The 11,214-nt window shown below is 73.5% G+C and carries 10 protein-coding genes; 8 read left to right on the top strand and 2 right to left on the bottom strand.

Annotated features, from left to right (window positions below):
- Positions 1-199: 199 nt before the first annotated feature.
- The 4 genes from ppk2 (at position 200) to rpsD (ending at position 4,003) form a co-directional block, all read left to right on the top strand.
- Entirely contained in the window at positions 200-1,000 is an 801-nt protein-coding gene (gene ppk2, locus ACFV4F_RS02335) for a polyphosphate kinase 2 (protein WP_380437983.1), read from the top strand.
- 73 nt (positions 1,001-1,073) lie between these two features.
- Positions 1,074-1,685 (top strand): antibiotic biosynthesis monooxygenase, encoded by a 612-nt coding sequence (locus tag ACFV4F_RS02330; protein WP_380500145.1) that lies wholly within the window; start codon positions 1,074-1,076, stop codon positions 1,683-1,685.
- Between the two features lie 31 nt (positions 1,686-1,716).
- Positions 1,717-3,066 (top strand): replication-associated recombination protein A, encoded by a 1,350-nt coding sequence (locus ACFV4F_RS02325; RefSeq protein ID WP_380500144.1) that lies wholly within the window; start codon positions 1,717-1,719, stop codon positions 3,064-3,066.
- A gap of 322 nt (positions 3,067-3,388) precedes the next feature.
- Positions 3,389-4,003 carry a 30S ribosomal protein S4 gene (gene rpsD / locus ACFV4F_RS02320; RefSeq protein ID WP_030240707.1) on the top strand — a complete coding sequence of 205 codons (615 nt, stop codon included), beginning with the start codon at positions 3,389-3,391 and terminating at the stop codon, positions 4,001-4,003.
- Between the two features lie 106 nt (positions 4,004-4,109).
- Here rpsD and ACFV4F_RS02315 read toward each other — a convergent pair whose 3' ends face one another.
- Both ACFV4F_RS02315 and ACFV4F_RS02310 read right to left on the bottom strand, forming a co-directional pair.
- Positions 4,110-4,436, bottom strand: coding sequence for a tetratricopeptide repeat protein (locus ACFV4F_RS02315; RefSeq protein WP_380500143.1), 327 nt, complete (start codon positions 4,434-4,436; stop codon positions 4,110-4,112).
- Positions 4,437-4,485: 49 nt separating this feature from the next.
- Positions 4,486-6,714 (bottom strand): ATP-binding protein, encoded by a 2,229-nt coding sequence (locus ACFV4F_RS02310; protein WP_380500142.1) that lies wholly within the window; start codon positions 6,712-6,714, stop codon positions 4,486-4,488.
- A gap of 340 nt (positions 6,715-7,054) precedes the next feature.
- On the opposite strand from ACFV4F_RS02310, the gene ACFV4F_RS02305 reads away from it, so the two are divergent.
- The 4 genes from ACFV4F_RS02305 to ruvX are packed head-to-tail and all read left to right on the top strand — an operon-like array spanning position 7,055 to position 11,112.
- The gene (locus ACFV4F_RS02305) at positions 7,055-7,534 is read left to right on the top strand and encodes a DUF948 domain-containing protein (RefSeq protein ID WP_380500141.1); all 480 of its coding nucleotides are present in this window, start codon (positions 7,055-7,057) and stop codon (positions 7,532-7,534) included.
- Positions 7,535-7,538: 4 nt separating this feature from the next.
- The gene (locus ACFV4F_RS02300) at positions 7,539-7,964 is read left to right on the top strand and encodes a DUF6167 family protein (protein WP_380437973.1); all 426 of its coding nucleotides are present in this window, start codon (positions 7,539-7,541) and stop codon (positions 7,962-7,964) included.
- Positions 7,964-10,633: an alanine--tRNA ligase gene (alaS, locus tag ACFV4F_RS02295; protein ID WP_380437971.1), complete on the top strand. Its 2,670-nt coding sequence runs from the start codon at positions 7,964-7,966 to the stop codon at positions 10,631-10,633. The genes ACFV4F_RS02300 and alaS overlap by 1 nt, the downstream gene beginning before the upstream one ends.
- On the top strand, positions 10,633-11,112 hold the full coding sequence (gene ruvX / locus ACFV4F_RS02290; protein ID WP_359973184.1) for a Holliday junction resolvase RuvX: 480 nt from the start codon (positions 10,633-10,635) through the stop codon (positions 11,110-11,112). Before alaS ends, ruvX begins: the two co-directional genes overlap by 1 nt.
- Positions 11,113-11,214: the final 102 nt, after the last annotated feature.

Genomic DNA, 11,214 nt, shown 5'->3' with positions numbered 1-11,214 from the left:
TTTTTGGTACCCGTAATTGGCCCGGGCCGGGCTGGTGGGGGCTATGTTTTTTGGTTGGGTCGCGCGCCGGGGGGGGGGGGGGGGGGGGCGGGGGGGGGGGGGGGGCCCGCCCCCCCCGCCCACGTCCGCCCACGACCTGCGGATCCGGCCTTCGGCGCCTACCGTGAGGGATCATCAGCGGTTGGACGGAGGATCCCGGGTGGCCAAGGTGCAGCGACTGGCGAAGCGGCCGTACGAGCGGGAACTGCTGCGGCTCCAGCAGGAGCTGGTGAAGCTCCAGGAGTGGGTGCGGGTCGAGGGCGCCCGGCTGGTCGTCGTCTTCGAGGGCCGCGACGCGGCGGGCAAGGGCGGCGCGATCAAGCGGGTGACGGAGTATCTGAACCCCCGCATCGCCCGGGTCGCGGCGCTGCCGACCCCGACCGAGCGGCAGAAGAGCCAGTGGTACTTCCAGCGGTACGTCGAGCAGCTGCCCGCGGCCGGGGAGATCGTGCTGTTCGACCGCAGCTGGTACAACCGGGCCGGGGTCGAGCGGGTGATGGGCTTCTGCACGGACGAGGAGTACTGGCAGTTCCTGCACCAGTGCCCGACCTTCGAGCGGATGCTGATCGAGGCCGGCATCCTGCTGCGCAAGTACTGGTTCTCGGTGAGCGACACCGAGCAGGAGCGGCGCTTCCGGGACCGCCTGGAGGACCCGATGAAGCGCTGGAAGCTCTCCCCGATGGACGTCGAGTCGATCACCCACTGGGAGGACTACTCGCGGGCCAAGGACGAGATGTTCGTCTACACCGACACCCCGGACTCGCCGTGGCACGTGGTGGAGAGCGACGACAAGCGCCGGGCCCGGGTCAACATGATCGCCCACCTGCTGTCCACCGTGTCGTACCACGAGGTGGCCGCGCCGAGGATCGCCCTGCCGCCGCGCCCGGCCCCGCGCGGCTACCAGCGGCCCCCGCGCGACCTCCAGAAGTACGTTCCGGACCACGCTGCCAGACTGGAGTAGACGGGGCTTATCCGGGCGCCGCACTCCTGCGATCGGGCCCCCGTGGCGCCCTGCGACGTCGGGAGGCGTGCTCATGTTCGTCCGTACCGTTTATGCCACCGGGCACCCCGATCGGATCGACCGGACCCTCGACGGGCTCCGCACCGAGGCCGTCGGGCTGCTCGCCCCGCAGCCGGGCTACCTCGGCTACGGGCTGTACGCCGACCGGGCGCTGGGCAAGATCACCATGAGCTCGTGGTGGGACACCGCGCAGGCCGAGCGGGACAGCGACCGGGAGCTCGGCGAGCGCCGGGCCGAGCTGCTCGCGCCGCTGGCCGGCACCGTGGCCACCGACGTGTGGGAGGCCGTCGCGGCGGCCCCGCCCGGTGACGCCGGGCCGGGTGCCGGGTTCCGGCTGGTGCGGGCCGAGGTCGACCCGGCCAAGGTGGACCGGCTGGCGGAGGTCTTCCGGGAGCGGGCGCTGCCCCTGCTGGAGAAGACCGACGGCTTCGTCACCGGCGCGATGCTCGTCGACCGGGCGCGCGGCCGGGCCGTGGTGGGCACGATCTTCGCCGACCGGGCGAGCCTGGAGGCCTCCCGCGGGCCGCAGGCCGACGCCCGGGCGCAGGCCTCGGCCGCCGTCGGCGCCACCATCGTGTCGGTGGAGGAGTTCGACGTCGTCCTGCTGGACCGCCGGAAGCGGTAGGCCTGTCCGCACCCTCGCATAGGCTTCCGGTGTGGACGAACCGGACCTCTTCACCGCCGCCGCCGAGGAACGCCAGGCCAAGGAGCCCGGCCGGGCCCCGCTGGCCGTGCGGATGCGCCCGCGCACCCTGGACGAGGTCGCCGGGCAGCGCCGGCTGCTCAAGGCCGGCTCGCCGCTGCGCCGGCTGGTGTCCGGCTCGCGCGGGCCGGCCGCGACCAGCTCGGTGATCCTCTGGGGCCCGCCCGGCACCGGCAAGACCACGCTCGCGCACGTCATCAGCCAGGCCGTCGAGGGGCGCTTCGTCGAGCTGTCCGCGATCACCGCCGGCGTCAAGGAGGTGCGCGCGGTCATCGACGGCGCCCGGCGGGCCGTCGGCATGTCCGGCCGCGAGACGGTGCTCTTCCTGGACGAGATCCACCGCTTCTCCAAGGCCCAGCAGGACTCGCTGCTGCCGGCCGTCGAGAACCGCTGGGTCACCCTGATCGCGGCGACCACCGAGAACCCGTACTTCTCGGTGATCTCGCCACTGCTGTCGCGCTCGCTGCTGCTCACCCTGGAGTCGCTCACCGACGACGACGTCCGCGCGCTGCTGCGCCGAGCGATGGCCGACGCGCGCGGCCTGGAGGGTGCGCTGGAGCTGACCGAGGAGGCCGAGGACCACCTCGTGCGGCTGGCCGGCGGGGACGCCCGACGGGCGCTCACGACGCTGGAGGCGGCGGCCGGGGCGGCGCTGGAGAAGGGCGAGCCGAGCATCACGCTGGCCACCACCGAGACGGCCGTCAACCAGGCGGCGGTGCGCTACGACAAGGACGGCGACCAGCACTACGACGTGGCGAGCGCGCTGATCAAGTCGATCCGCGGCAGCGACGTGGACGCCACGCTGCACTACCTGGCCCGGATGATCGAGGCGGGGGAGGACCCGCGCTTCATCGCCCGGCGGCTGATGATCTCGGCCAGCGAGGACGTCGGCCTGGCGGACCCGACGGCGCTGGCGACGGCCGTCGCGGCGGCCCAGGCGGTGGCGCTGATCGGCTTCCCGGAGGCGCGGATCATCCTGTCCCAGGCGGCGATCGCGCTGGCCCTGGCGCCCAAGTCGAACGCGGCCTACCTGGCGATCGACGCGGCGCTGGCGGACGTCCGGCAGGGCCTTGCGGGCGCGGTGCCGCCGCACCTGCGGGACGCGCACTACGGCGGCGCGGGCAAGCTTGGCCACGGCCAGGGCTACCAGTACCCGCACGACCTGCCGGAGGGCATCGCGGCCCAGCAGTACGCGCCGGACGCGGTCCACGGCAAGGACTACTACCAGCCGACCCGGCGCGGCGGCGAGGCCCGCTACGCGGACGTCGTGGAGTGGACGAGGGGCCGGCTCAGGGGCGAGTGAACGGTATGCACGCGCCCCGGTATACTCGATCGGAGTGCCACGTCCCGGGACGGCGGCGGGGGAGACCCCACCGACCGGCCGCACCAGCGGGACGCCGGCCGTAGGCCCCTTCCGAGGGGTCCGCACCAGGAGCGTCGCGCACCGTCTCGGTGTCGCGGGCGGCCCAGTCCACTGGATCGTCCGTGCGACAAGCACATCCGTGCCCGGCTCCGGAGAGCGGCTGATCCCACCGCGCAGGCGGCGGGGTTTTCTCCGGGTCGCGACTTGCGACCTCCGTCAACACCTGGTGAAGCCGTATTCGAAAGCAAGGAAGGTTTGGTTCATGGCGAACCAGAAGCGCCCCAAGGTCAAGATCGCGCGTGCGCTCGGCGTGCCGCTGACCCCGAAGTCCGTCAAGTACTTCGAGGCCCGCCCGTACCCGCCCGGCCAGCACGGCCGTGGTCGCAAGCAGAACTCGGACTACAAGGTCCGTCTGCTCGAGAAGCAGCGTCTGCGCGCCCAGTACGACCTGAGCGAGAAGCAGATGGCGCGCGCGTTCGACCGCGCGAAGAAGGCCGAGGGCAAGACCGGTGAGGCGCTCGTCGCCGACCTGGAGACCCGTCTGGACTCCCTGGTCCTGCGTTCGGGCATCGCCCGCACCATCTACCAGGCCCGCCAGATGGTCGTCCACGGCCACATCGAGGTCAACGGCGGCAAGGTCAACAAGCCGTCGTTCCAGATGAAGCCGGGCTTCGTGGTGACCGTCCGCGAGCGCTCCAAGGAGAAGGTCCCCTTCCAGGTCGCCCGTGAGGGTGGCTACGCGGGTGAGGGCCAGACCCCGAAGTACCTCGAGGTCAACCTGAAGGCCCTGGCCTTCCGCCTGGACCGTGCGCCGCAGCGCAAGGAGGTCCCGGTGATCTGTGACGAGCAGCTGGTCGTCGAGTACTACTCGCGCTGACCCGCGGCTGGTCCTGCACTTCGCGGAACCACAGCGAGCCCCCACCGCCCCTCGGGGTGGTGGGGGCTCGCCCCTTTTCGGAGCCCGTCCGGAACCGCTGCCCGGCTCAGGCGCTCTCGCCGGCCATCGCGGCGGCCAGCCGCAGGTGCGGGCGGGCCTCCGCGGCGCGGCCCTGGCGCTCCAGGGTGCGGCCGAGCATCAGCCGGGCGTAGTCCTCGGCCGGGTCGGCCTCCAGGATCCGGATCAACTCGGCCTCGGCGTTGCGGAGTTGGGCGGAGTGGTAGTAGCTGCGGGCGAGCAGCAGGCGGACCGAGAGGTTGGCCGGCTCCTCGGCGAGCACGGCCGCCAGGATCCGGGCGGCCTCGCTGTACGCCTTGGACTCGAAGTAGAGCGTCGCCCGGCGGTACTCGTCGGCGGCGGTGTGGACGGCCACGGTGGCTCCTTCCGGCTTGGTACTTGCCTCCTCAAGCAATCCGCAAGCTTCAGCTATTCCGCACCGGCGCGGGCGCCGGGGCCGGCGGGACGGAGTACGGGCCCGGCCCCGGCCCGGGCCCGCCCGGGGAGCCGCCGGTGCCGAGGGCCCGGGACACCGCCGCGTCGAGGCCGAGCCGGGCGCCCGCCGCGTAGCAGTCCTCGTACTCCTGCTCGGTGAGCCCGGCGCGGGCCCGTTCGGCGCACTGCCGGTGCGGGCCGAAGAAGAACCGCGAGCCGAGGAAGGGCGTGCCGACCGTGCGCCAGATCCGGTGCGCCGCGCCCTGGAGCAGCCGGGCCTCGTGCAGGTCGCCCGGGACGTCCGGTCCGGCGGGCTCGGTCTCCAGCAGGGCCAGCAGGTCGATGCCGAGGACGATGCCCAGCAGGTCGTGGAACAGGTGGTTGAGCCGCACGCTCTCCCGGGCGAGGACCCGGGCCGGGCGGACGTCGCCGTCCATCCAGTGCGAGAAGGCCATCGCGTACAGCACGTACGCGTACGCCCACTGCTCGCCGTGCTCCTCGCACACCTCGCGGGCCTGGCCGAACCACAGCTCGCCGCTCTCCCGGTCGCCCTGGAAGACGTAGGCGAGGCCCAGTTCGAGCATGGCCATCAGGACGTTGCTGTTGAGCTCGCCGATCGTCCGGTAGTGCCACAGCGCCTCCTCGAACAGTTCGGCGGCGCGGCCGGGTTCGTCGCCGATCAGGGCCGCGCAGCCCTGCCGGTGGACGGCGTAGGCGAGCGCGCGGTCGTCGCCGGTGGCCAGGGCCTGGCGGCGGCACTCCTCCAGGGCCGGACGGGCGGCGGGCAGGTCGCCCTGGAGCGTCGCCATGTAGCCGGTCACCCAGAGCGCCTTGGCGCGTGCCTCGGTCGGCTCGCCGGCCAGGGCGAGGGCGCGGTCCAGCCAGTGCCGGCCCTCGCCGAGGTGGCCGCTGCCGACCCAGTAGAACCAGAGCGTGCCGGCCATCAGCAGGGCGAGCTGCTCCTCGCCGGGCTCGGAGAGGCAGAACTCCAGCGCGGCCCGGAGGTTGGTGTGGGCGAGCCCGGTGCGTTCGGCGGTCTCCGCCTGCCGGGGGCCGAACCACTCGACCTCGCCCCAGGTGGCGACCCCCAGGTACCAGTCCCGGTGGCGGCGCAGCAGCCGCTGCTCGTCGCCGGCGGCGCGCAGCCAGGTGCCGCCGTACTCGCGCAGGGTGTCGAGCAGCCGGAAGCGGACGCCGTAGGCGGTGTCCTCGCGCAGGACGACGGACTTGGCGACGAGTTCGGAGAGCAGGTCGAGGACGTCCTCGGCGTCGACGCCCTCGGCGGCGCACACGTACTCGGCGGCCTCCAGGTCGAAGCCGCCGGCGAAGACCGAGAGGCGGGCCCAGAGTAAACGTTCCTGCACCGTGCAGAGCTCGTGACTCCAGCCGATCGTCGTGCGCATCGTCTGGTGCCTGGGCAGGGCCGTTCTCGCACCGCCGGTCAGCAGCCGGAAGCGGTCGTCCAGCCGGGCCGTGATCTGCTCGACGGACAGCGCGCGCAGCCGCCCGGCCGCCAGCTCGACGGCGAGCGGGATGCCGTCCAGCCGACGGCACAGCAGGCCCACCGCCTCGGCGTTCGCCTCCGTCACGGTGAAGGAGGGCAGCACGGCGCGCGCCCGCTCGGCGAACAGCTGCACCGCGTCCGGCAGCGTGCCGGGCCCCGGCCGCCCGTCCGCCACCGGGCCGACCGGCAGCGGAGCCACCGTGTACAGGTGCTCGCCGCCGGCCCGCAGCGGCGCCCGGCTGGTGGCCAGCACGCGCAGGCCGGGCACCGCCCGCAGGAGGGTGTCCGCCAGCTCCGCGCAGGCCTCCACCAGGTGCTCGCAGCCGTCCAGCAGGAGCAGCGGCCGGCGGCCGGCCAGCTGCTCGGTCAGCACCTCCAGCGGCGGCCGGGCAGTGCCGTGCGGCAGCCGCAGCGCCTCCAGGACGGCGTGTCCGAGCAGGAGCGGGTCCTGCACGGGGGCGACGTCGACCAGCCAGGTGCCGTCCGGGAACGCGCCCGTCGCCCGCGCCGCCGCGCGCAGCGCCAGCCGGCTCTTGCCGACCCCGCCCGGCCCGGTGACCGTCACCAGCCGGGCGTTCGCCAGCAGCCCGGCCAGCTCGGTCAGCTCCCGCCGACGGCCGACGAAGCCGGTGACCTCGGCCGGCAGCCGACCGGGCTGCGCCGCGCGCCGGCGCGGGCCGGCCTCCCGAGGCTGTGCTGTCCAGTCGCCGGCCAAGCGCTGCTCCCCGTGCTCCGGGCCCGGACCGTACCGGCCCGGACGTGCGTCGGGCCGTACGGGCGACGACCCGCCTGGCAGAACGAGGTGACCGGCCGGTAGGTTACGCGGGCGGTTCGCACACCCGACCGGATCACGGGCCCGTCTTCGGACTCCCGTCGTCCGCCCGGAGGGCGGGCGCGGCGCGTTCCCCGGCGACGGCACGCGGGAGGGAGCCCGGATACGGGCCCCCGGGCCCGCTGCGCCACCGCCCACCCGGTCCGGAAACCGGGCGTGGGCGCGATAGGGTTCCGTTTTGGAGAACAGCAAGGCGAACAGCAAGGCGAGGGAGCGCGCAAAGGTGTCCGTGGGAGAGCTGGCCGGGTTGCTCGTCGCCGTGTTCTGGGCGGTCCTGGTCACCCTGCTCGCCGTGGTGCTGGTCCGCCTCTCGCGGGTGCTCAAGGAGGCCACCGTCCTGGTCTCCGCCGTCACCGAGCAGGCCGTGCCGCTGCTGACCGAGGCGGGCGCCGCCGTGCGCAGCGCCAACGAGCAGCTGGAGCGGGTCGACGAGATCACCGCGAACGTCCAGGACGCCGCCGCCAACGCCAACGCGCTCTCCTCCACCGTCGCGGCCACCCTGGGCGGGCCGCTGGTGAAGGTCGCGGCCTTCAGCTACGGCGTCCGCAAGGCGGTCGCCAGGCAGCAGGGCGGCATCCCGTCCGTGCCCGCCCAGCCGGGCGAGCGCGAGGAGCTGGCCCGGCTGATCCGGGCCGAGGTGCGCGCCGCGACCGCCCCGCGCGGCGGCCTGCTGTCCCGGGTCCGGCGCGCGGTGAGGGGCTGACGCCGTGGTGCGACGCATCTTCTGGATGGCGGTCGGCGCCGGCGCCACCGTCTGGGCCATGAACAAGGCCAACGAGGCCGTGCACCGGCTCACCCCGGACAGCCTCTCCGGCACCGCCGCGCGCGGCGCGCTGCACCTGGGCGACCTGGCCAAGCAGTTCGCCCAGGACGTGAAGGCCGGCATGGCCGAGCGCGAGGACCAGCTGCGCGACGACCTCGGACTCCACGGCACCGCCGTCGTCGAGCCCCGGCGCGAGCGCCGGGCCCTGCGGGGCGAACCGCAGTACCGAGCTATCTCGGCGGCGCCCGGCAGTCCGGCCGCCGCCCTGCCTCCGTCCAGCAGTGCCCGTAAGACCCCCAGAGCCATTGAAGAAACGCCCCGCCGCGCCCTGCCGCCGCGGGGTGGCACCCCGAACCGGAAGGACCACTAATGGAGTCGGCTGAGATCCGCCGCCGCTGGCTGCGCTTCTTCGAGGAGCGCGGCCACACCGTCGTTCCGTCGGCGTCCCTGGTCGCCGACGACCCCACCCTGCTGCTGGTCAACGCCGGCATGGTGCCGTTCAAGCCCTACTTCCTGGGCGAGGTCAAGCCGCAGTTCTCGCGCGCCACCAGCGTCCAGAAGTGCGTGCGCACCCTGGACATCGAGGAGGTCGGGAAGACCACCCGGCACGGCTCCTTCTTCCAGATGTGCGGCAACTTCTCCTTCGGCGACTACTTCAAGGAAGGAGCCATCAAGTTCGCGTGGGACCTGCTCACCACCCCCGTCGCGGACGGCGGCTACGGCCTGGAGAAGGAGAAGCTCTGGATCACCGTCTACAAGGACGACGACGAGGCCGAGCAGATCTGGCGTGACGTCATCGGCGTGCCCTCGGAGCGCATCCAGCGCCTGGGCATGAAGGACAACTTCTGGTCGATGGGCGTCCCCGGCCCGTGCGGCCCGTGCTCGGAGATCAACTACGACCGCGGCCCCGCGTACGGCGAGGAGGGCGGCCCGGCCGTCAACGGCGAGCGCTACCTGGAGATCTGGAACCTGGTCTTCATGCAGTACGAGCGCGGTCACGGCGACGGCAAGGACGGCTTCGAGATCCTCGGCGACCTGCCGAGCAAGAACATCGACACCGGCCTCGGCCTGGAGCGCCTCGCCGCCATCCTGCAGGACGTCGACAACCTCTTCGAGATCGACACCAGCCGGATGATCCTCGACCGCGCCGCCGAGCTCACCGGCCACACCTACGGCGCCGACCGCAAGTCGGACGTGTCGCTGCGCGTGGTCACCGACCACATCCGCACCGGCCTGATGCTGGTCGGCGACGGCGTCACCCCCGGCAACGAGGGCCGCGGCTACGTGCTGCGCCGCATCCTGCGCCGCGCCATCCGCAACATGCGCCTGCTGGGTGCCACCGGTCCGGTCGCCAAGGACCTGATCGACATCGCGATCAAGGCGATGGCCCCGCAGTACCCGGAGCTGGAGGCCGACCGCAAGCGCATCGAGACGGTCGTCGTCGGCGAGGAGTCGGCGTTCCTGCAGACCCTGAAGGCCGGCACCAGCCTGCTGGACGCCGCGGTCACCGAGACCAAGCAGGCCGGCGGCGCCGTCCTCTCCGGCGACCAGGCCTTCAAGCTGCACGACACCTACGGCTTCCCGATCGACCTGACCCTGGAGATGGCCGAGGAGCAGGGCCTCCAGGTCGACGAGGCCGGCTTCCGCCGCCTGATGCAGGAGCAGCGGGACCGCGCCAAGGCGGACGCCAAGGCCAAGAAGATGGGCCACGCCGACGTCGCCGCGTACCGCGAGGTCGCCGACAAGTCCGGCGCGAGCCTGTTCACCGGCTACACCCTCACCGAGGGCGAGGCCACCGTGGTCGGCCTGCTGGTGGACGGCGTCCCGTCGCCGGCCGCCTCCGAGGGCGACGAGGTCGAGATCATCCTCGACCGGACCCCGTTCTACGCCGAGGGCGGCGGCCAGCTCGCCGACCACGGCCGGATCCGGCTGGAGTCCGGCGCGGTCGTCGAGATCCGCGACGTGCAGCAGCCCGTCCCGGGCGTGATCGTCCACTCCGGCGGGGTGCTGTTCGGCGAGGTCGTGCTCGGCGCGTCCGCGTACGCCACGATCGACACCGACCGCCGCCGCGCGATCGCCCGCGCCCACTCGGCCACCCACCTGACCCACCAGGCGCTGCGCGACGCGCTCGGCCCGACGGCCGCCCAGGCCGGCTCCGAGAACGCCCCGGGCCGCTTCCGCTTCGACTTCGGCTCGCCGGCCGCCGTGCCGGGCAGCGTGCTGACCGACGTCGAGCAGAAGATCAACGACGTGCTGACCCGCGAGCTGGAGGTCACCGCCGAGGTCATGACGATGGACCAGGCCCGCAAGGCCGGTGCCATCGCGATGTTCGGCGAGAAGTACGGCGACGAGGTCCGGGTCGTCACCATCGGCGACTTCTCCAAGGAGCTGTGCGGTGGCACCCACGTCGGCAACACCGCCCAGCTGGGCCTGGTGAAGCTGCTCGGCGAGTCCTCGATCGGCTCCGGCGTGCGCCGCGTCGAGGCGCTGGTCGGCGTCGACGCGTACAAGTTCCTGGCCCGCGAGCACACCGTGGTCTCCCAGCTCACCGAGCTGGTCAAGGGCCGCCCGGAGGAGCTGCCGGAGAAGATCTCGGGCATGCTCACCAAGCTCAAGGACGCCGAGAAGGAGATCGAGCGCTTCCGCGCCGAGAAGGTGCTGGCCGCCGCGGCGGGCCTGGCCGACTCGGCCGAGGACGTGCACGGCATCTCCGTGGTGGCCGCCCGGGTCGCCGACGGGGTCGGCGCGGACGAGCTGCGCAAGCTGGTCCTGGACGTGCGCGGCCGCCTCGGCTCGCGCCCGGCCGTGGTCGCCGCCTTCACCGTGGCGAACGACCGCCCGCTGACCGTGATCGCCACCAACGAGGACGCCCGCGGCCGCGGCATCAAGGCCGGCGAGCTCGTCCGCGTCGCCGCCAAGACCCTCGGCGGCGGCGGTGGCGGCAAGGACGACGTCGCCCAGGGCGGCGGGTCCAACCCGGCCGCGGTCGGCGAGGCCATCGCCGCGGTGCGCGGCCTGGTCGCGGAGCGCGCCTCCTGATGGAGTTCGAGGAGAGGCCCTTCAGGCGTGGGCGGCGGATCGCCGTCGACGTCGGTGACGCCCGGATCGGGGTCGCGTCCTGCGACCCCGACGGGGTGCTCGCCACCCCGGTGGAGACCGTCCCGGCCGGCGTGAAGTCGCAGGCCAGGATCGCCGCGATCGTCGACGAGTACGGCGCGATCGAGGTGGTCGTCGGGCTGCCGCGCTCGCTCAGCGGCAAGGAGGGCCCGGCGGCGGAGAAGGTCCGCGCGTACGCGGCGCGGCTGGCCAACCGGGTCTACCCGGTGCCGGTCCGGCTGGTCGACGAGCGGATGTCCACCGTCACCGCGACCCACGGGCTGCGGGCCTCCGGCGTCAAGGCGAAGAAGGGGCGCTCGGTGGTCGACCAGGCCGCCGCGGTGGTGATCCTCCAGTCCGCCCTTGAGTCCGAACGGGTGAGCGGACGCCCACCCGGTGAGAGCGTCGAGGCGGCGGGCTGACCGGCCTGCTCTAACGTCCCGGAAAGGGGTCCGTGCGGACGCGGCCGCCCGGGCCCCGCGCGGGTCTGCCGGGGCCGCCGGGGGGGGGCGCGCCCTGACCGA

Source organism: Kitasatospora sp. NPDC059722 (assembly GCF_042733235.1).
Taxonomy (GTDB): domain Bacteria; phylum Actinomycetota; class Actinomycetes; order Streptomycetales; family Streptomycetaceae; genus Kitasatospora.
This window is presented reverse-complemented; position numbering and strand designations above follow the sequence as displayed.

Bases quoted from the DNA above. Each gene is read 5' to 3' on its own strand.
- alaS (WP_380437971.1), top strand. From the start codon at position 7,964: ATGGAGTCGGCTGAGATCCGCCGCCGCTGGCTGCGCTTCTTCGAGGAG.
- rpsD (WP_030240707.1), top strand. From the start codon at position 3,389: ATGGCGAACCAGAAGCGCCCCAAGGTCAAGATCGCGCGTGCGCTCGGC.
- ruvX (WP_359973184.1), top strand. From the start codon at position 10,633: ATGGAGTTCGAGGAGAGGCCCTTCAGGCGTGGGCGGCGGATCGCCGTC.
- ACFV4F_RS02330 (WP_380500145.1), top strand. From the start codon at position 1,074: ATGTTCGTCCGTACCGTTTATGCCACCGGGCACCCCGATCGGATCGAC.